Annotated in this window: 18 protein-coding genes and 1 pseudogene; 6 read left to right on the plus strand and 13 right to left on the minus strand. The window is 43.1% G+C overall.

Annotated elements, in window-relative coordinates; translation table 11 throughout:
- Nucleotides 1-105: 105 nt before the first annotated feature.
- The 3 genes from cobI to PGQ38_RS10120 all read right to left on the minus strand — a co-directional run bounded on the left by cobI (nucleotide 106) and on the right by PGQ38_RS10120 (nucleotide 3740).
- The gene (gene cobI / locus PGQ38_RS10110) at nucleotides 106-789 is read right to left on the minus strand and encodes a precorrin-2 C(20)-methyltransferase (RefSeq protein WP_270413792.1); all 684 of its coding nucleotides are present in this window, start codon (nucleotides 787-789) and stop codon (nucleotides 106-108) included.
- A gap of 142 nt (nucleotides 790-931) precedes the next feature.
- Nucleotides 932-2107: a cobalt-precorrin-5B (C(1))-methyltransferase CbiD gene (gene cbiD, locus PGQ38_RS10115; RefSeq protein WP_204452308.1), complete on the minus strand. Its 1176-nt coding sequence runs from the start codon at nucleotides 2105-2107 to the stop codon at nucleotides 932-934.
- Nucleotides 2108-2396: 289 nt separating this feature from the next.
- Nucleotides 2397-3740, minus strand: coding sequence for an MATE family efflux transporter (locus PGQ38_RS10120; protein ID WP_195699718.1), 1344 nt, complete (start codon nucleotides 3738-3740; stop codon nucleotides 2397-2399).
- Between the two features lie 193 nt (nucleotides 3741-3933).
- Here PGQ38_RS10120 and PGQ38_RS10125 point away from each other — a divergent pair, with 193 nt between their 5' ends.
- Nucleotides 3934-4824 carry an RluA family pseudouridine synthase gene (locus PGQ38_RS10125; protein ID WP_270431564.1) on the plus strand — a complete coding sequence of 297 codons (891 nt, stop codon included), beginning with the start codon at nucleotides 3934-3936 and terminating at the stop codon, nucleotides 4822-4824.
- 83 nt (nucleotides 4825-4907) lie between these two features.
- Here the strand turns inward: PGQ38_RS10125 and PGQ38_RS10130 are convergent, their stop codons facing one another.
- The 3 genes from PGQ38_RS10130 to coaBC form a co-directional block, all read right to left on the minus strand.
- Complete coding sequence (locus PGQ38_RS10130; protein ID WP_118579916.1) at nucleotides 4908-5681, minus strand: type III pantothenate kinase; 774 nt, start codon at nucleotides 5679-5681, stop codon at nucleotides 4908-4910.
- Between the two features lie 78 nt (nucleotides 5682-5759).
- Nucleotides 5760-6410: an ECF transporter S component gene (locus PGQ38_RS10135; protein WP_118579913.1), complete on the minus strand. Its 651-nt coding sequence runs from the start codon at nucleotides 6408-6410 to the stop codon at nucleotides 5760-5762.
- 227 nt (nucleotides 6411-6637) lie between these two features.
- The gene (gene coaBC, locus PGQ38_RS10140; RefSeq protein WP_270431565.1) at nucleotides 6638-7837 is read right to left on the minus strand and encodes a bifunctional phosphopantothenoylcysteine decarboxylase/phosphopantothenate--cysteine ligase CoaBC; all 1200 of its coding nucleotides are present in this window, start codon (nucleotides 7835-7837) and stop codon (nucleotides 6638-6640) included.
- A gap of 319 nt (nucleotides 7838-8156) precedes the next feature.
- Here coaBC and mnmM point away from each other — a divergent pair, with 319 nt between their 5' ends.
- Nucleotides 8157-8720, plus strand: coding sequence for a tRNA 5-(aminomethyl)-2-thiouridylate-methyltransferase MnmM (gene mnmM, locus PGQ38_RS10145; RefSeq protein WP_226855018.1), 564 nt, complete (start codon nucleotides 8157-8159; stop codon nucleotides 8718-8720).
- Nucleotides 8721-8844: 124 nt separating this feature from the next.
- Here the strand turns inward: mnmM and PGQ38_RS10150 are convergent, their stop codons facing one another.
- The gene (locus tag PGQ38_RS10150; RefSeq protein WP_118579907.1) at nucleotides 8845-9645 is read right to left on the minus strand and encodes a peptidylprolyl isomerase; all 801 of its coding nucleotides are present in this window, start codon (nucleotides 9643-9645) and stop codon (nucleotides 8845-8847) included.
- 166 nt (nucleotides 9646-9811) lie between these two features.
- Here PGQ38_RS10150 and PGQ38_RS10155 point away from each other — a divergent pair, with 166 nt between their 5' ends.
- The gene (locus PGQ38_RS10155) at nucleotides 9812-10291 is read left to right on the plus strand and encodes an S-ribosylhomocysteine lyase (protein WP_118579904.1); all 480 of its coding nucleotides are present in this window, start codon (nucleotides 9812-9814) and stop codon (nucleotides 10289-10291) included.
- Nucleotides 10292-10442: 151 nt separating this feature from the next.
- Here PGQ38_RS10155 and PGQ38_RS10160 read toward each other — a convergent pair whose 3' ends face one another.
- From PGQ38_RS10160 to PGQ38_RS10175, 4 genes are all read right to left on the minus strand, one after another.
- The gene (locus PGQ38_RS10160; RefSeq protein WP_118579901.1) at nucleotides 10443-10940 is read right to left on the minus strand and encodes an SH3 domain-containing protein; all 498 of its coding nucleotides are present in this window, start codon (nucleotides 10938-10940) and stop codon (nucleotides 10443-10445) included.
- A 225-nt stretch (nucleotides 10941-11165) separates the two neighbouring features.
- Entirely contained in the window at nucleotides 11166-13217 is a 2052-nt protein-coding gene (locus PGQ38_RS10165) for a PQQ-binding-like beta-propeller repeat protein (protein WP_270431567.1), read from the minus strand.
- Nucleotides 13218-13242: 25 nt separating this feature from the next.
- Nucleotides 13243-13617, minus strand: a complete 375-nt coding sequence (locus PGQ38_RS10170; protein WP_173716592.1) for a response regulator — start codon at nucleotides 13615-13617, stop codon at nucleotides 13243-13245.
- Between the two features lie 342 nt (nucleotides 13618-13959).
- The gene (locus PGQ38_RS10175) at nucleotides 13960-15009 is read right to left on the minus strand and encodes an XdhC family protein (RefSeq protein WP_256144182.1); all 1050 of its coding nucleotides are present in this window, start codon (nucleotides 15007-15009) and stop codon (nucleotides 13960-13962) included.
- 166 nt (nucleotides 15010-15175) lie between these two features.
- Between PGQ38_RS10175 and PGQ38_RS10180 the strand changes: the two genes are divergently transcribed.
- Nucleotides 15176-16369 (plus strand): cation:dicarboxylate symporter family transporter, encoded by a 1194-nt coding sequence (locus PGQ38_RS10180; protein WP_270431570.1) that lies wholly within the window; start codon nucleotides 15176-15178, stop codon nucleotides 16367-16369.
- 297 nt (nucleotides 16370-16666) lie between these two features.
- Here PGQ38_RS10180 and PGQ38_RS20610 read toward each other — a convergent pair whose 3' ends face one another.
- Nucleotides 16667-16750, minus strand: a complete 84-nt coding sequence (locus PGQ38_RS20610) for a DUF6783 domain-containing protein (RefSeq protein WP_465220763.1) — start codon at nucleotides 16748-16750, stop codon at nucleotides 16667-16669.
- Here PGQ38_RS20610 and PGQ38_RS20990 point away from each other — a divergent pair.
- Nucleotides 16718-16789: pseudogene (locus PGQ38_RS20990) on the plus strand (hypothetical protein); the annotation flags it as partial. The gene PGQ38_RS20610 and the pseudogene PGQ38_RS20990 overlap by 33 nt on opposite strands.
- On the opposite strand, the gene hydA reads toward PGQ38_RS20990, so the two are convergent.
- Nucleotides 16758-18137, minus strand: a complete 1380-nt coding sequence (hydA, locus tag PGQ38_RS10185) for a dihydropyrimidinase (RefSeq protein ID WP_270431573.1) — start codon at nucleotides 18135-18137, stop codon at nucleotides 16758-16760. The pseudogene PGQ38_RS20990 and the gene hydA overlap by 32 nt on opposite strands.
- A 544-nt stretch (nucleotides 18138-18681) precedes the next feature.
- Here hydA and PGQ38_RS10190 point away from each other — a divergent pair.
- Nucleotides 18682-19320, plus strand: coding sequence for a helix-turn-helix transcriptional regulator (locus tag PGQ38_RS10190; RefSeq protein WP_118583386.1), 639 nt, complete (start codon nucleotides 18682-18684; stop codon nucleotides 19318-19320).
- The last annotated feature ends 25 nt before the right edge of the window (nucleotides 19321-19345 follow it).

Genomic DNA, 19345 nt, shown 5'->3' on the forward strand with positions numbered 1-19345 from the left:
CTTTCTCTCCTTTTTCACTATAATTTTTATTGTGCGGCAAAGTTTTATAATTCTTACTTTAATAAATTTTCACTTTGCCTACATTGTTTTTTTATTTACATTATCTTATTTTTCCTTCACAATGATCAACGAATAATAACCTGCATCATCTGGAATTTCTTCCACACTTCTATAAATTTTCTCATCTGGCATTCCGCAATTTTCAATCATCTCGGCCTTATTACCAGATGCTTTGATCTGTGCTTTTACTTCCTGCATTTTTTTGCCGGTTTTCATCAAAACTTTCGTTCCGGGAAGCTTCAATGCTTCTTCTATCTGATAGGAGGCAGGGATTACATGAAGCTGCTGGGATTTTTCCACCAGTCCTTCATTAAATCTGGCACTGACTGCACAAAAGGATGTAATGCCGCTGACGATTTCTGTGGCATATCCCAGCTGTTCCACACGTTTGTGTACATAAATATATGTAGAATATACGGTCGGGTCTCCCAGGGTGAGAAATACTACATTTTTTCCTTTCTCAAGCCATTTTGCAATTATTTTTGCTCCTTCATCATGAACACGTTTCAGTTCTTCTCTGTCTTTGATCATGGGCATTGGCAGGGAAATCATCTGTTTGCTGTCAATTTCCGGATACGCTCCTTTCATGATCCTATATGCCACAGATTCTATTGGTTTTTCCCCTGGGAAAGCCAGTATATCTGCTTCCTTTGTAAGTCTTAAGGCCTTTAAAGTGATCAGCTCCGGATCCCCTGGGCCAACTCCTACGCCATATAATTTTCCTGTCATAGATCTCTCTTTCTGAAATAGTTTTTAAGCATAACTACTCTGTTTTTATTTTTTGCTCTCATAAACTGAACATATCTTTATTCGTAAAAATGCCCTGCAACATACTGTCCATGCCTGCAATCTGCACACTCTATCATCCCGCTTACATTTGAAGTTTAAGCATTTCATCCTGCTTTTGAATTTCCTGAATCAGTTCACCGGCATCTCTTGTTTTTCCCAGATATCCATATACATTGTTAAAAACAACCGCACCAAGCTTAATTTGTTCATAGGAACGGTGATCCAGATAAAACTGGATTCTTTCCATAATTTCTTTCATTGCAGGCTCTAAAAGGCCTTTTTCGTGCAAAATATCAAGAGCCTCATCTGTGGTATTACAATTCAGGATATCTCTGGCAGTATCTCCATCCGCTCCCACACGAAGAGCATTGGATGCAAGCACTTCCATTCGAGCATCTGCACTGTGGGAATGGGTGTTCATAATTCCTGCTGCTACCTTTACAAACTTGCCAATATGGGCAACAAATAGGATTCCTTTCACGCCCATATCCACAGCCATATCAATGGTTTCTCCCACATAATTGCTGCACTTGATATTTCGTTCGAAAGGTAAGGTCATGTGCTCACGCAGATAATCTGCCCCATAATTTCCAGGTGTCACAAGAAGATACTTCTCACCTTGGGTAAAATGCTGCTTCATTTCCACATGGATGCTCTCCACAAGGGCTTTTTCGCTCATCGGCTCCACGATTCCGGAAGTTCCAAGGATGGAGATTCCCCCTGTGATTCCCAGTCTGGGATTAAAGGTCTTCTTGCCGATTTCTACACCTTCCGGGACAGAAATCACAACCTTCAGCCCTCCCTCATAGTCATGGGAAACTGCAGCTTCTTCTGCCTCCCGAAGAATCATGGCACGAGGAACAGGATTGATCGCCGCTTCTCCCACTTTCTGGGAGAGCCCAGGTCTTGTAACTCTGCCTACGCCCGCTCCGCCATCTATAACGATTCCGGCAGTATCCGTCTTCCACACTGTAGCATACACAAGAATGCCATTTGTTGTGTCCGGATCATCTCCGGCATCTTTTTTCACTGCACAGGTAACCTGATTTTCACTGATCTGAATATCATGCAGTTCCAGGTCAAGGAGGATTCCCTTGGGAGTCATAAGCGGTACAGATGTTAACTTTTCTTTTCCCAGAAGCATCAAGCAGGCGCCCTTGCAAGCTGCTGCCGCGCAGGAACCTGTGGTATAGCCAAAACGCATTTTCTTCTGTCCGCGGATCACATAATAATCTTCCAATCCTGTCTTATGTTCCATGTTTCTTGCCTCCAAAGCTATGAGGAACCCGCCCCATCTGTTACGTAAATAAAAGAAGCCCTGTCCTGACAACAAAGCTTCTTTCCTATCAGTCTTATCCCGGTTGCCGCAGGAAATCCTGTTTCTGAAAAAGCAACCAGTATCTGACTGTACAGTAACGGACTTGTGCAGGAATTACACCTGGCTTCCTGATCATGCTTTTCCCTGTTTTTATCCGTTACATTATATAATTTTGCCATTTAAAAGTCAATAAAAGGGGATCGCTTTCCTTATCTTTTGCAGTTACCTTTTACACAACTTTATGTTCCATCCATTTTCCACTCTTAAACCGCAGACCAAACACGATCGCACGTACCGTCCAGTCTGTGAACATTCCGATCCAGACAGCCATCGGTCCCATGCCACATACCCGGATCAGATAAACGCACAGGCAAAAGCGGAAGGTCCACATAGTAATGCAGGAAGTAATCATGGAAAACTTCACATCTCCTGCCGCACGCATGCCGTAAGCCGGAATAAACGCAAACATCCATACGATTGGTTTCACAATGGTGATCCAGAACATCATATCAAGACACATTTCAGCGCTTTTAGCTTCCATTCCACCAATCATGGTAATCGGCCGTGCAAGGACATATACCACTGCACAGCAGGCGATGAGAAAGACTTCGGAAAAGATCATCAGTTTCTTCATATAATAAACTGCCTCGTCTTTTTTTCCGGCTCCAAGGCTCTGTCCCACTACTGTCATAAGTCCGATTCCAACACCAATTACAGCTGTTCCATTTAACATCTCCAGCATATTGGTCATAGCCTGGGCTGCAATTGCAGTGGTTCCAAGTGTAGAGACTGTAGACTGGATTGCCAGCTTTCCAAGCTGGAACATGCTGTTCTCTATGCCAGAAGGAATACCAAGAGCAAGAATCCTGCCAATCATTTTTCCATCCGGACGGATTTTCAGATAATCACGTACCACAATTGGCTGCCTGTCTTTTCTAAGCTGGTACAGCACTACTACTGCACAGAAAATTCTGGACGCCAGTGTGGAAATAGCCGCTCCGGCAACTCCCATATGAAATACCCAGATCAGGATTCCATTTCCCACAATATTCATCACATTGGAAATAATGGAGATTACCATCGGTCCTCTGGTGTTTTCCTGTGCACGGAAAATGGATGCTCCGGCATCATAAAGTGCAATAAAAGGATAGGACAGCACAGTATAAAAGAAATACACCATAGAATTCTCCATAACATCCGCGTCTACTTTTCCGAAAATAAAGCTAAGAAGCGGTGCACGGAAAGCAAGTCCAAGCACAACGATGAAGACAGAAATGGCTGTTATAATAAAAAGTGCCTGCCTGGCTGATTTGTTCGCCATCTCGTGATTCTTCTGTCCAAGATACTGGGTACAGATAATGGTACCTCCTGCTGCCAGTGCAGAAAAGGCCTGAATAATCAGTACATTGATAGAGTCCACAAGAGAAACGGCGGAAATGGCCGCAGAACCTACATTGCTGACCATCATAGTATCTACCGTACCCATCAAGGCATTTAACAGCTGTTCCATAATAATAGGAACAAGAAGCGCCCGGAGCATTTTGTTTGTAAAAAGATGTTGCTGTTGTTTCATATGTTTTCTCTTTTTCCTTAAATGTATAAATAGTTCCTGTCGCATGGATGTATATCTCATAAAACTGCTTCAGATACTTCCATGCAAATATTTTCTGTGCTATTATACACCTTGAGCGAAAAAAATACAGTATTTAATTACGCACAATCCTTATGTTTCAACATAATTTTAATACAATTTTAGGAGGAACACCTTGGACAGAATTCTTACATACACTATAAAGCCAGAGCAGGAAGGAATGCAGCTTCTTGATTTTCTCAGGAGCAAGGGCTTTTCCCGGGGAATTTTATCTTCCATGAAGGCAGATAAAAATGCGATTCAGCTAAATGGTGAACGAGGATTTGGGAAATCAATTCTTCAGGCCAGGGATTCTCTTCACATACATATTCCGGAAGCGGACAACACTGAGAATATCCTGCCTGTGAAAATGGATCTTTCTATTCTATATGAAGATGAAGATATTTTAGTCATAAATAAGGCGGCAGACATGCCTGTGCACCCTTCCATTGGAAATTATGATAATACACTGGCGAATGGAGTTACCTGGTATTTCAAAGAAAAAGGACAGCATTTCGTCTACCGCTGCATCAACCGTCTGGACAGAGACACCACAGGAGCCCTGATCCTGGCGAAAAATCCTTATAGTGCAGCAGTTCTCTCTGCCCAGATGAAACAGCGTCAGATCCGGCGTACCTATCTGGCAATTGTACAGGGAATCGCACCAGAGCAAGGAACTATTGATGCGCCTATCGGGCGCGCAGCAGATTCCACCATCGAAAGACAGGTGGATTTCGCAAATGGGGAAAGTGCGGTCACACACTATGAGCGATTAGCCACCTATCATTCCTACTCTCTCATCGAGCTCCATCTGGAAACCGGACGCACTCATCAGATCCGTGTGCATATGAAGTACATTGGACATCCGCTGCCAGGAGACTTTCTCTACAATCCAGATTACAGAATTATAAAAAGACAGCCCCTGCACTCCTTTCAGCTGGAATTTGCTCACCCTGTTACAGGAGAAAACATGTGTATGACTGCCCCTGTCCCAGAAGATTTTGCAGATGCCTTTCATCGTTCCTAACGGTAACCGAATTCGGGCAAAAACAGGTCAGAACCTCATAACCGTGAAGTTCTGACCTGTCTCATTTTTCACTCTCAGAAAGCTTATAATTCTTTTCTGTTCTTCTCATATATAATGAGCAAACCTTTTAACAAAAGATCCTCATCCAGCAAAATTTCCCGCTTGCAATGTGGGATAATCTTACGTGCAAGACCACCAGTTGCAACAACTGTAATTTTCTGACCAAGCTCTTCTTCAATTCTGTCAACAATTCCGTCAAGGGCTGCTGCATTGCTGTAAATCACACCGCTTTTCATGCATTCAATGGTATTTTTTCCAATGATGCGCTTCGGTGCTTCAATACTGATTCCGCTAAGCTGAGAAGCACGAGCTGTAAGGGCATCCAGGGACACTCCCATTCCGGGAAAAATCATGCCTCCCACATAATGCTTCTTCTCATCTACCACGCTTACCGTACTTGCAGTTCCCATATCAATAATTGCCAGTGGAAGAGAATATTCATGAATTCCTGCAACTGCATTTGCTACAAGATCTGCTCCAAGCTGTCCGGGATTATCCATCAGGATATTCAGACCTGTTTTTACACCTGGTCCCAATACCATAGGTTCTTTTTTCAGAACCTTTTCAGCTGCAAGCTTCACGGCATTGGTAATCTGCGGTACTACAGAGGAAATAATGCAGCCTTCAATATCAATCCGCTTAATATGATATAAATCCAAAACTGTCTTCAGGTCAACTGCGTATTCCAGTTCTGTTTTTGTACGGACAGTGGAAAGTCTCTCAATGAAATAAGTTTGCTTTGAATCAATGCAGCCAACCACAATATTTGTGTTTCCAATATCAATTGCTAAAATCATTTTTTCCTCCATGGTTTCTCTATCATCAGCCGCAATCAGCGGCCATTTTTGCAAACAGTCTGTCTGTTTTCAATTTTCTTAAACTTCTGCTGTTTTTACCACTTTCTCAGATTTCTTCTCTGTTCCCGGAAGAAGCCTTGCCTTGTAAAGGGCTGCACCTACAGCACCTGTGATAACGGTAGCGGAAAGCATTTCACATACTGCGTTGATTCCTACAAATGTACAGATGAACAGAATCACGTTTTTTCCACCCATAAGTCCCTGTACATACTCGGTATTTCCGAAAAGGCCAACTAATAACCCCATAAAAAACAGAGTATTTAAAAATGCGGAAAGAAATCCTGTTACAGCGCAGGAAAGATAAATATTTTTTGATTTTCTGCGGACTCCCTGGAAAATATATCCAAGAAGAAGTCCGTCAACCAGTCTTGGAATAAATCTCTGAACAAACGCCAGGAATGGATTGATTCCGAATAAGGTAACACCCATAAGGCTGGTACCGCCAATGCCGATACACTGTCCAAAGCTGGTAAGTCCGAATACGGCTCCCGCAATGGCTCCGCCTACAGGTCCCATTGTAATTGCGCTGATGGCAACCGGAATAATATTAAAGGTGATTGCAAGAGGCCCGATATTCAGGTAGCCAAGAGGTGTGTAAGCCATAAGAAGCAGAATTGCGATCATAAGGCCCAGTAAGGTGATTTGAGATGTTGTAAATTTTTTGTTCATGTTGTCCTCCTTGTTATCGTTCCCTATATTAGAGCCTGTTCAGACCCAGGGATACAATACGGTATGGAACAGCGGGCATGTTTTTTGGTATTTACCCGCCACTCTGAAAAATGTGTTATCCTCTGTCCAGATTTATAAAATACAATCTGCGAATATAACACCAGTGCCACTGCCTGCGGCTTCGCAAAAGATTTATAAATGCTGCCAGAATGACAGCCTGTAAATAACTATCTGCGAACTCTCTCAAGCAGTATTTTATCCAGGATCTTACCGGCTGCATCCTCCTTGCTCATTAGCGGGAGTGATACTTCCTCATCCTGTGTAATCAGAGTCAGAACATTGGTGTCCCCCTGGAATCCGGCGCCTGCCATTTTTACATTGTTGGCGGCTACCATATCCAGATTTTTCCTGGTAAGTTTGACTCTGGAATTACCAATCATATTCTCTGTTTCCATGGAAAATCCACAGAGAAACTGTCCATCCGGTTTGTGCTCTCCAAGATATTTCAGAATATCATCTGTTCTCTCAAGGGCAATGGACATGTCATCGTCTTTCTTTTTAATTTTTTCATCGCTCACACTGGCCGGACGATAGTCTGCCACTGCTGCTGCTTTAATGATAATATCCTGTTCCTGACTGACAGAGGTTACAGCCTCATACATATCTCTGGCTGTTACCACTGGAACCACTCTCACAAATGGTGGCGGTGCAAGTGCAGTACGTCCACTTACCAGTGTGACATCTGCTCCGCGCAGCATAGCCATTTTTGCAATGGCATAGCCCATCTTGCCGGAAGAATGGTTGGTAATATAACGGACAGGATCAATTGCCTCCTGGGTAGGACCGGCGGTAACCAGCACCTTCAGCCCTTTCATATCCTTCTCACAGGCACACTCTCTCAAAATATAGTTTAAAAGAGTCTCAGGCTCCGGCATTTTGCCAGCTCCGGTATCGCCGCATGCAAGATAGCCTACAGCAGGATCGATTACTTCGTATCCATAATGCTCCAAGGTTTTTAGATTATCCTGGACAATGGGGTTCTCGAACATATTGGTGTTCATCGCCGGAGAAATAAATTTCTTGCATCTGCATGCCATAATGGTGGTTGTAAGCATATCGTCTGCAATTCCATGAGCCAGCTTGCCTATCACATTGGCACTTGCCGGTGCGATCATCACAACGTCAGCCTTTTTCGCAATGGACACATGCTCTACCTGGAACTGAAAATTCCGGTCAAAGGTATCCACAAGGCATTTATTCCCGGTAAGTGTCTCAAAAGTAATGGGATTAATAAAATTAGTGGCATTTTTGGTCATCAGCACATGAACGTCTGCCTGCTGCTTCTTCAACGCACTTGCAAGATATGCGATCTTATATGCTGCAATACTTCCAGTAACTCCCAGAAGAACTGTCTTTCCCTCTAACATTATCTTCCCTCATCTCTCTTTGAAATCTTTTGGACAAAATTCATCTGTTATTTTATACCTTTTGTCCATACCGCTTATTATAATGCAAAGAGACGTATGAATGCAATGTATTTTTTATATGTTCGGCTTTTCATACATAATTTACCTTTATATGCATCTTTTCTTTGTTTTTTTATCTGTTATAATAACCTTAGACTTTTAACAGCTATTCCAGAGCATGTTTGAAAATCCTTCCCGCAACCTGCATGCCCCACTTTGCGGGAAATTTTGCCATCTGTTTTCGACTTTCATTATAAGGATACTGCAAAAGAAAGGAACCATTATGAACTACCAGATCACACAGTGGTGCGCCCACTTTATCTCAGAGCATGTAAAAGAAGGAGACCTTTGCATTGATGCCACCATGGGAAACGGAAATGACACTCTGCTTCTTTCCCGTCTTTGTGGGGAAAAAGGGCATGTACTCGCTTTCGATATTCAGGAAATAGCACTTGCCAATACCAGAGAGCGGCTCGAAAAAGAAAATGCCCCCCACAATTATGAACTATTTCTGGATTCCCACGTAAATATGGGAAAATACGCAGAGCCTGTGAGTGTAAGCTGCATTGTATTCAATTTCGGCTATCTGCCGAAGGGCGATCATACTCTTGCCACAAGGGCAGAATCCAGTATTCAGGCACTTACCGTATCCCTGTCCCTTTTGAAAAAGGGCGGGATCCTGATGCTGTGTATCTACAGCGGCGGAGATTCCGGGTTTGAGGAACGGGATGCACTGCTGGAATGGCTGAAGGTACTGGATTCCAGGAAATTTCTGGTTATCAAAACAGAATATTACAACCGTCCTAATCATCCGCCTATGCCCGTACTTGTAGTCAAACTGTAACTTGTATACAAAAAGCAACAACTTTTTTCCATATATTTACTCAAAAACACCCCTTAGACAGACTGTAATTATTTGTGTCTGCCAAAGGGGTATTTTATCTTCGGTATTCTTAAACTGTACTTTGTCAGTCAATAACGGTAACGCTTGTCATCACCGGCTGCTCATCTGCTGAAATAGTTCCATTGTTATCTGTAGGCTTTGCATCCTTGCAGATCTGGTCAACAATGTCCATGCCTTCTGTCACATGTCCGAAAGCGGCATACTGTCCATCCAGATAGGTACTGTCAGACTGCACGATAAAGAACTGGGAGCTTGCACTGTCCGGGTCTGAGGATCTTGCCATGGAGATCACACCTCTCTCATGGGAAATATCGTTCTTTACACCATTCTCAGAAAACTCGCCCTTAATAGTCTCATCAGAGCCTCCTCTTCCGGTTCCTTCCGGATCTCCGCCCTGGATCATAAATCCATCAATAATACGGTGGAAAGTAAGTCCGTCATAGAAATGCTCCTGTGCCAGTTTCACAAAGTTGGTTACACTGATAGGTGCTGTGTCCGCATCCAGTTCCACCTTAATGGTACCGTAGTCCTTCACCTCAATCTCTGCATGATGAAGACCGGTAAGAGGCTCTGAAGTATCCAGAACAGTGCTGGTATCGTCTGCTGTCTCATCTGTACCTTCTCCATCCCCGGAACCGTCTGTAAAGCCGGAAACTTCTTCCTCCGTTCCTTCTGGCTGGTCAGCACTTTCCTCTGTACTTTCCTCTTTTGTTTCTTCAGTGTCTTTATTTTCTTCTGTATTCTCCTTAGTATCTGCTTCTGTGCTCTTGCTTTCCTCTTTCGTATCATCTGAACCACAGCCTGCCAGCATTCCTGCGGAAAGAGCTGCCACCATCAGCATTGCCAGAATTTTTCTTTTTTTCATGATTTTATGCCTCCAATTCTTGATGCCATCTTTTTCTATTATAACGAAAATCACGTAAAAAACAATTGTTTTCACAGATTGTTCAATTTCTTTTTCTTTGTCTTGCCACAGCTTGTATTGTCTGCTAAAATCAAGAAAGAATTTATCAGAAAGCGAGGTCTTTTTTATGGAAAAGATTACCAGTTTCACAATAGATCACATCAAACTTCAGCCAGGCGTTTACGTTTCCCGCAAGGATCCGGTTGGAAATAGTGTGATCACCACTTTTGACATTCGTATGACTTCCCCAAATGAGGAGCCTGTTATGAACACAGCAGAGCTTCACACCATTGAGCATCTTGCTGCTACTTTTCTTCGCAACCACAAGGAATTCGGACCGAAGATGATCTACTGGGGACCAATGGGCTGCCGTACCGGCAATTATCTGCTGCTGAACGGAGATTATGAATCTAAGGATATTGTTCCGCTTATGGTTGAAACCTTTGAGTTTATCCGTGATTTCCAGGGCGAGGTTCCTGGTGCTTCCCCGAAAGACTGTGGAAATTATCTGGATATGAACCTTGGAATGGCGAAATATCTGGCTAAGAAGTTCCTGGATGAAGTGCTGTATGACATCAAGCCAGACAGACTGGTTTATCCGGAATAATTTGATTTGATATATTCAGAAATCTCCCTCTTACCATTTCATGGCAGGAGGGAATTTCTTTAGTACTCAAAAAACGCTATGCAAACGATAATATCATCCATTTACATAGCGTCTTTCATCTCATCATTTCATCGCTTAAATTTCCAGCCTGTCAGCCTGCGACAGCCTCATCAGCTGCAGCATCTGCACTTCCTTCTGTAGCTGCCTGATCAGCAGTTCCATCTGCGGCTGCACCGTCAGCTGCCACTGCACTTACATAATCACCGGACACATAAGCAGTCTGTCCCTCATAGGAAACCTCAATCCAGCCATTGTCGCATACACCTGTACTTGTAAGCTGTGTACCGCTTGTTACACCTGCAATCCAGGTAGCATCTGCACTTGCATCTGCACGAAGGTTAATATCTGCATTCGCAACATATGTACCATCCTGCTTGGTTACATTCACACCGCTTGCAGTCTGCTCTACAACTGGTTCTGGAGTAGGAGTAACTTCTGGTGTAGGAGTCACCTCAGGGGTTGGTGTTGGAATAGGGGTCGGGGTTGCCTGTATAACTGTAACGCTTGCTCCTGCACCTTCCTCAAATCCACATCCAGGGATGCAAAGTGCTGCGCCCAGAAGCAAAACGGCTAATGCTGCTTTTTTCATAATATAGTTCCTCCTTTACAAAGCAATGGTGCTTTGAATTGATTCATCTTCTTTTCATATAATATTACAAAAACAGACTCATTTCGCGAATCGTTACAATTAATATACAGTATTATTACAAATTATGCAACCCCTAAGTGTATCTTTGCAATAAAGCATATTTGAAATAAAGCGTTCTTAGTTAACAACCACCGGCTCAACTGGTGGTTGTTTATCAGACCTCCTTCAGATTCCCAGAACAGCAGATATCTTAATCTCCTTTTCTGTTTCACTGAGATCAAAGTCACCGCCATCTTCCACAGTCATGTGTACCTCATACAGTACATCTTCGGATAATGTATCCGGTGTTTCACCATCTTCTGTCTGGATATGCCATTTCTCTGCCGGAACTTCTTTCAAGGTACCATCTGTGCCGTATGCATACAGCTTCAGAGAACCTGTTTCCCCAGAGATTCCTTTCATACGTATTGCAACGGTTGTATTCGGATGTACGTTCTCAATTGTGATCGTATTCAGCCATCCTTCCACATCTCCCAGACCACCATCTGCCGCAAATTTCTCCTGGCTTAACACATTGCGCATTGCCTGATCCAGATTAACCTTACGATAAGGCATTTCCGGCAGATAAACGAACCTGTCCTGAAGTCTCAGAAGTTCCAGATAACCGGTAGGACAGTAAAGTGAATTTCCGCTGTTTCCGGCATACATTCCGATAGCCATGTTGTTGTACATAGGCTTGCTGGCAACATCCATGGAAAAAACAGTTTCACCGGTCTCAAAATCAAGTATAATATACTGCCACATACCGGTTTCCAGATTCTGTACATATCCGTAGATATATCCGGTTGCCGTAGATAATTTCATCATGGAAGTATCTGACAGATCACTTCTGCACCAGATACTCTTCATTTCATATCTATCCTCAGTCTTAATCGTATCTACGCGTTCCACACCCGGCGTGATCATTTTATTTCCCTGTCTCAACCAATTTTCATCATAAATATTGGTATAACTCTGAATGGAGGAATCACTGTCCTCTTTTCCCAGGTTGGCACTTCCTGCACCAAACCAGTTACATACGATGGTACTTACGGTTCCTGCACCGTTATCATATACGATCGCAGAATTTTCAACAGATACCTGGCTGCCCTCCGGAAGTTCATCGATCACAGGAAGACTTGCAACAACTTCTCCTGTTTTCATATCCAGAGCAAGGAGATTTACGGTCTCCTGATTATCGGTAAACATCACCAGATCTTTTGTAAGGGATGGAGAGCATCCGCTGCCCCAGGCAAGACCTCCGCCAGTTGTTTCATCCCCTTCTTTGCTTTCTTTCGCACCAGCACTCTCGTAAGGAGTTTCCCAGATTTTCTTCACCCCATTGTCTGCCTGCAGCAGATAACAGTTCTGATTCGTCAGGATCACTGCTCCATCCTTGGATGCTGCAATTCCATTCTCTGCACCCTCTCCCGGAGCCAGCTCATATACGAAGACTGCCTCTGACAGATCAGTTTCCTCTCCATTTAAAATGGCATCAATAGCTGTACGGGAAATATAGCCCATAGCACCCTGCTGTTTCCTGTCAGGGTAAATACGGAATCCTCCGGTTGCAAACCAGAGATTTCCTTCATAGTCAAACACTACAGCAAGAAGATTCTGATCCAGTGTTTTTCCAAGTGCTGCCTCTGCCGCTGCTTTAATATCAATATCCAGCACTTTCTCAAATTCCGGAAGTACGTTTCCGTCTTCATCTGTTGCCTTCAGCATCAGCACATGGTTATTATTGGTCGGACACACCAGACGGTTACTCTCATCTACAAAGGAATAGGAGCTCTGGATCAGATATTCTCCATTGTCATGCTGTTTTGGAGAAAAATATCCCAGTGTCTGTGTTTCCTCTGCATTGATATCACGAATTGCCAGTCCACCAAGCAACGGAACCACTGCATGTCCATAAGAATCGAAAAAGATAGCAGGAGACGCATTTGCATTGGTTTTTTCATAAGAAACATTGATTTCTGAATAAATGCCTACCGGTAATACTTCGTCTGTGGAATCTGTATTGTAGCAGTCATGATGAATATTGGAATCACTTGCTGCCATATAAGGATTCTCGTCAATAACCTTCTGTGTAAGTGTCTTTATGGGCAGTTCTGATGTCTGAGTTGTATTTTCCTCCGTCTGTGTTTCTTCTGCACGTACCATATTTATTGATGGTTCAGATGTTGCAGCAGCTATAAAAGTGATCATTGCAAGAATTAAAGCTCTTTTCTTCATATTGTTTTCCTCCTGAGTGTTTTTATCATATTACCTTGCTGCGTTCAAACCAAATGGAAAGTCCTTCTTTTATTTTTTGCTCTTCCATAGGTTTCATAAAAAAATATTCTATCCGCATCCTGAACGCATGAAGCGAAAAATCAAGATCACTGCACCAGATGATCCCACATTTTGGATACAGGGAACGAAGATGTTCTGCCGCATTCAGACCGGACACACCAGGTAATGCAAGAAACACCACTGCCGGTACTGTTTTTCGTGTCCACTCAAAAAATTGTTCCTGGTCCTGATAGATTTCAATCAATGGAAAAACTTTCTTTTCTGTACAGTAATTTCTGATATATTCCGCACAGTTCTGTCCTTCCTGTTTCTGATCAGTCAATATAGCAATACAATACACGACATCCCTCCTTTTCCATTTAATGTACTCCCATTTGATGTACTCCCATTTGTTATTCTCATTATAAAAAAGTCGGAAATTATTTCAATAATTCTGTCACGAAACGCCAGAAAATGACACGAATTGTAAATCTATGGTATTTAGATAATTTTAAGTTTGGGGAATTGTCTGTCGGAGCGGACAGGGATTAATTTCTTTTTTAGCAGTGCCATCACATTTATATTTTATATACTCAAAGAAAACAGGCTGGTCCACATATCTTCTGTAGAAGCCAGCCTGAATTCTTATTGGTTTACAATGTGATCTTGTACGTGTTATAGGAACATTTTCCCATTCCATAACTTATACCCGCTCAAATACCACCGTCACCTGTCCGCCGCAGATCATTCCAAGACTGTCCTGGCCGTCTGCTGTTAAGGCATAGTGTTTTACTTCTTTTTCTTTTACTTCTTTACAATGATTGATGGCTTCGTACTCTACTTTGCCGCCGCCAATGCTGCCTGTAATGTGTCCGGATGGTTCTACGAACATTTTGCTTCCTACTCCTCTTGGAGAAGAGCCGGATTTCTCTGCGATAGTGACCATGACACCATGACGACCTTCCAGAACTGCTGTCTCTACTTTTTCATCACAGTATGCGGAATAATGCTGATTTTTCACCTTAATAATCTCTGCCATAATGCTCACTGCAATTTCCTCCGGAAGCTGCCCGCCAAGAGGAATTCCGATTGGTGCATGGACTTCGTCCAATTGCTCCAGAGTGTAACCTTCTTTTAGAAGATTTTCCCTGGTGATCCGCACTTTGTTTTTGCTGCCGATCATGCCAAGATATTCGTAGGGACGATGGAGAAGCCTGCGAAGGCAGTCTGCATCACCAATGTGGCCTCTGGTAAGGATTACATAATAAGTGTTATCGTAAGGCGTAATGTACTTATCCAGTTCTTTAAAATCACCGTAGACCAGCTGGTCTGCTTCTGGAAAACGCTCCTTTGTCACGAAATATTCTCTGTCATCCATGATCGTTACATGGAAACCAAGCATTTTTCCCAGATGAGCAGTAGGCTGGGATACGTGACCGCCGCCAAAGATCACAAGCCTTGGATTCTTGCGGTAATCTTCTACGAAAAGCCGGTGACCGTCTGCTTCTGTCACTTTTGTCTCTTTCGTCTCACTCAGAATATTCAGATAATTATCCCATATGGAAGCATCTTCCGTTTTCTCGGGGATCAGCTGTACACCTGATTTTTTTTCAGCAGCTTCACCACAGTTTTCTTCTCTAATAACCGTTTCGGGTTTCAAAATGCACTTCTTTCCCATATATGGTCCATCCAGAAAAATTCCAGTTTTTGCCCTGCCTTTTTCATCAAGAATCTGATAAATTTTATTATACATGATTTTTCACTCCATCCTGTCATATCAACTACCCATCCCTTCCTGCCATCATTACCAGGCATTCTTTAATCAATCCCTGTTATTGGCAAGAGGATGATGCAGCGGTTAAAATTTCATTGCACCTTTCATTCCTATATATTATAATACATCCGGAGGAATTTTCACAATGAAGAAAAAAAGAATTATGGCCAGTTTTCCCATTCGGATTCTGGCAGTCAGTATACCCGGCCTCTTTGCAGGCCTGTTTTTAAATGTCACAAGAACTATGGGACTGACCTCCGGGGCTTTGAATCTGGTGGTTACAGCCCGTTATGTACTAAGTCAGATAATCACCTTTCTGGCACCGCTGATCATTATCGGTCTTGTGGCATCTTCCATTATTTCCGTAAAAAAAGCTCCCACACCCGTCACCGCGCCAATTGTCCGGATCACTTATTTTTCCATGCTTGGAGCCGCAGCTTTCGCATCCGTTCTTGGATATCTGATCATTCCAAAACTTCCGGTATCCACAGACAGTTTATCTTTCCGCTTCCTGCCGGATACCTTGTTTGAGCTTCCCATTCCAGCACCGGTTTCTGCACTGAGCGCGTTAGTACTTGCTATTTTGCTTGCCCTTGGTGCCTGCTGGACCAATGCAGTGCGAACCAAAGAGCTTTTGCAGGAGTTTCGGGGAATCACCCTTTCCCTGATGTCCAGGATTCTTCTTCCACTGCTGCCTGCTTATATCGGGCTTTCTCTATGTACACTGGCTTATCAGGGATATTTCATCAAGTATCTGCCACTGTTGCTTCTGGCACTTATTATTATAATTCCGGCTTATATGGTCTGGGTGTTGGTTCTGTATCATATTGCAGGATCTTATGCCGGAGAAAAGGCATGGGGAATTTTGAAAAATTATATACCGATCTATAAAATGGCTTTAAGAACCCATTCTTCAACAGCTGTGGAAAAATATTCACAGGAAGCAGCTGACAAATGTGTGCCGCTTGATTCCGAGCTTATCAAAGAGGCAATTCCTCTTTTTACCCAGATTCATCACTGTGGTTCTGTGCTTGCAGAGGTATTCTTCGCTATGATGATCTCCCGTATTCTATACGGCTCTGTTCCTGCACCGGGAACTATGGTGATTTTCAGTATTTTGCTTGCCACCTGTTCCATTGGCACACCCGGACTTCCATGGGGAACCGTAATGGTATCCCTGGGAACCCTGACCGGAATCCTGAAATTCGGAGATTCCGGTGTGGCGCTGATGTTCGCTGTTTTTGCACTAAATGATGCTTTTGCAGCAGCATGTAATGCCACATGTGACGGAGCCGCTGCACTGTTTCTGACAGGGTATGTGAAAAGACATGATTTATGATTTAGCGCAGAAAGTAAGCTTTAAAAGCTAAAAAGTATTATTTGCTCTCATATCTTTAGTCGCACAATAGCAGTTCATTCACATCTCACAAAACTTAAATGACCAGAAACTCTTATTTCCTTTACTGTAAGAGTTTCTGGTCATTCATTATTTTACGGCTACCTTACATTATCTTTTAACAATTACAGAAATAGCTGCAATTATGGCTGTTCCTTTTTTCTTCGCTTTCATTATTTCTTTCGCTGCTGCCCAATACTTTCCTTCATGATCTGCTCACTTTTCAGACAATATTCACTTTCAAAAAACGCGGGCTACGGCAACCGAGTTCGGGTAAAATCTCCCACAAATTGTGGCGCACATCTTGCAAAAAGCCTTTTTCAGACACGTTCTAGGCCAGTGGCTGTCTCAATCCTCTCTTAATATAAGTTCCAAGTTTCTCCTGCACCAGTTTTCCATCATCCACAGCAAGTTTTCCCCGGAGGAATACCTTGTCAATATCTCCATGTATTTCAAAGCCTTCATAGGGGTTATTGTCTGTATTATAAGCATGTGTTTCCGCAGAAATTACATTCTCTTTTTCCGGATCAAATACTACAATGTCTGCGTCGCTGCCTTCGGCGATAACTCCTTTGTTTGGATATACACCGTACAACTTAGCTGGATTTTCACACAGAAGCTGGCACATTTTCTCGACTGTAATTTTGCCGGTGCGCACGCCGTAAGTATAAAGAAGAGTTCCCCTTGTCTGAACTCCCGGCAGGCCACCTGGAATCTTGGTAAAATCCGCTTTTCCCATTGCTTTCTGGGCAAGGGTAAAGCTGCACTGGTCTGTAGCTACTGTCTGGATATCTCCATCTGCCAGGGCTTTCCACAGGCAATCCTGATCCGCTTTCTTGCGGATTGGCGGAGCGCACACATATTTGGCACCTTCGAAATCAGGTTTGGAATAAACGCTGTCGTCCAGAAGAAGATACTGAGGACAGGTCTCTGCAAATACGGTCTGACCATTTTCCCGGGCACGGATGATTTCTTCGTATGCCTTGCGGTTGGTCAAATGCACCACCATGACCGGAGCTCCTGCTTCCTTCGCAATTACAAGAAGACGGTGTACTGCCTCGGCTTCCATGGTATCCGGACGTACAAGAGGATGATTCTCCGGACCCAGTTTTCCCTGTGCTTTCGCTTCCTGGGTCAATGCGTCGATCACGCCTGCATTTTCACAATGTACGCCTGCGAAACAGCCTTTTTCATTTAAGGCCTTTATGATCTTATAAAGATCCTCGTCGTCTACGATCATTGCCGGGTAAGTCATATATAGCTTGAAGCTGGTAATGCCCTCATTAATCATATCCTGAATTTCTTTCTTTGTCTCCTCATTCCATTCCACAATGGACATGTGAAAAGAATAGTCACAGGAGCATTTGCCGTCAGCCTTTTTGTGCCACTTCTCAAGGCCCTCTTTCAGGGTATGTCCACCTTTATCCTGTGAAGCAAAATCAATAACCAGAGTGGTTCCGCCAAGGATTGCCGCTCTTGTTCCTGTCTCGAAATCATCTGCTGTTACAGTACCTGCGACCTCCAGGTCAAAATGGGTATGTCCGTCAATAAATCCCGGGAAAAGGAGCTTACCGGATACATCCACCACCTTGGCATCTGGCTGTGAAAGCTCCTCTCCTACTTTTATGATTTTTTCGCCTTCCACCAACACATCCTGTTTCCTTGTGCCTGCACCTGATATTACGGTTCCGTTTTTCAAAAGATATTTCATACAACAGATCCTCCCTTCACATTTCTGTAGTTATCTGCCATTCCCAAGCCAGTCCTGTATTTATTTTTCTTCCACATTGACTTGCATTTATACAAAATAACCAATTTTATTTACCTCATATCTTATTTTAATGTAAATATACCACATGTATTTTCCATCTTCAACAAAATAAATACGAATTTTTTTAAGCCTTCAATAATTTTTTTGTAAAATTGTCTTTTTATTTTTTTTCTGACATGCTATTATAAATATAGTAAGTCATTCGTTACTATCTGCAACATACGAATACAGGTTACTGTTCACTATATTCACAGCAATCCGCTTCGCGATGCACAGAAATCATGCCTTGCATGATTTCGCGCCGACATTCTCGGGTTTTCTGTGAACTCTGTTCACAAAAAACACCTCGCGGAACGCTCCCAGTGAACAGTAATAAATACAGACAGGATGCCCGAATTCTATGCGGAGATTCCAGGCATCGACCCATGGCAGGATTTTCCTGCTCTTAATAAAAAAATCAAATCCAAAACAGGAGGGAACAAATATGGGAAGATTAACTGTCTTAGAGCAGATTGCGCAGGATATCGCAGCAGAATTCGGGAACGACTGCGAGGTCGTCATCCATGATCTGAAGACAAAAGAACCGGAGCATTCCATTATCTATATTGTAAACGGACACGTAACCGGACGAAATGTAGGTGACGGTCCATCGGACGCAGTTTTCGACGGCATCCGCCAGAAAGGACGGGGAAGTGACTGTGCTCCAGCCGACCACAATGGTTACCTGATGAAAACAGCAGACGGCAAGATTTTGAAGTGCAGTACTTCATATATAAAGGACGATGACGGCAGCCTTCACTATGTATTCGGCATCAACTACGACATCACCAAGCTGACCCTGATCAACAGTGCTCTTGATGATCTGATCACCCCGAAGAACAAAGAAGAGAAGCCGAAGCAGATCACTCACAGTGTCAACGATCTTCTGGATCGTCTCATCGAAGAATCCGTGAAGCTTGTAGGCAAGCCGGTAGCTCTCATGAATAAAGAGGATAAGGTAACTGCGATCCAGTTTCTTAATGATTCCGGAGCTTTCCTTATTACAAAGTCCGGAGATAAAGTAGCGAATTATTTTGGAATCTCTAAATATACGCTTTATAGTTATATTGATGTAAACAAGTAATATTATAGTTATTTCTTTATATTTT

Source organism: Blautia faecis, assembly GCF_027662325.1.
Classification (GTDB): Bacteria; Bacillota; Clostridia; order Lachnospirales; family Lachnospiraceae; genus Blautia_A; species Blautia_A faecis.

What these genes read in the sequence shown, in the direction of transcription:
- cobI (WP_270413792.1), bottom strand. Translation starts at nt 789, where the DNA reads ATGACAGGAAAATTATATGGCGTAGGAGTTGGCCCAGGGGATCCGGAG.
- cbiD (WP_204452308.1), bottom strand. Translation starts at nt 2,107, where the DNA reads ATGGAACATAAGACAGGATTGGAAGATTATTATGTGATCCGCGGACAG.
- PGQ38_RS10120 (WP_195699718.1), bottom strand. Translation starts at nt 3,740, where the DNA reads ATGAAACAACAGCAACATCTTTTTACAAACAAAATGCTCCGGGCGCTT.
- PGQ38_RS10130 (WP_118579916.1), bottom strand. Translation starts at nt 5,681, where the DNA reads ATGATTTTAGCAATTGATATTGGAAACACAAATATTGTGGTTGGCTGC.
- PGQ38_RS10135 (WP_118579913.1), bottom strand. Translation starts at nt 6,410, where the DNA reads ATGAACAAAAAATTTACAACATCTCAAATCACCTTACTGGGCCTTATG.
- coaBC (WP_270431565.1), bottom strand. Translation starts at nt 7,837, where the DNA reads ATGTTAGAGGGAAAGACAGTTCTTCTGGGAGTTACTGGAAGTATTGCA.
- PGQ38_RS10150 (WP_118579907.1), bottom strand. Translation starts at nt 9,645, where the DNA reads ATGAAAAAAAGAAAAATTCTGGCAATGCTGATGGTGGCAGCTCTTTCC.
- PGQ38_RS10155 (WP_118579904.1), top strand. Translation starts at nt 9,812, where the DNA reads ATGGAAAAGATTACCAGTTTCACAATAGATCACATCAAACTTCAGCCA.
- PGQ38_RS10160 (WP_118579901.1), bottom strand. Translation starts at nt 10,940, where the DNA reads ATGAAAAAAGCAGCATTAGCCGTTTTGCTTCTGGGCGCAGCACTTTGC.
- PGQ38_RS10165 (WP_270431567.1), bottom strand. Translation starts at nt 13,217, where the DNA reads ATGAAGAAAAGAGCTTTAATTCTTGCAATGATCACTTTTATAGCTGCT.
- PGQ38_RS10175 (WP_256144182.1), bottom strand. Translation starts at nt 15,009, where the DNA reads ATGTATAATAAAATTTATCAGATTCTTGATGAAAAAGGCAGGGCAAAA.
- PGQ38_RS10180 (WP_270431570.1), top strand. Translation starts at nt 15,176, where the DNA reads ATGAAGAAAAAAAGAATTATGGCCAGTTTTCCCATTCGGATTCTGGCA.
- hydA (WP_270431573.1), bottom strand. Translation starts at nt 18,137, where the DNA reads ATGAAATATCTTTTGAAAAACGGAACCGTAATATCAGGTGCAGGCACA.
- PGQ38_RS10190 (WP_118583386.1), top strand. Translation starts at nt 18,682, where the DNA reads ATGGGAAGATTAACTGTCTTAGAGCAGATTGCGCAGGATATCGCAGCA.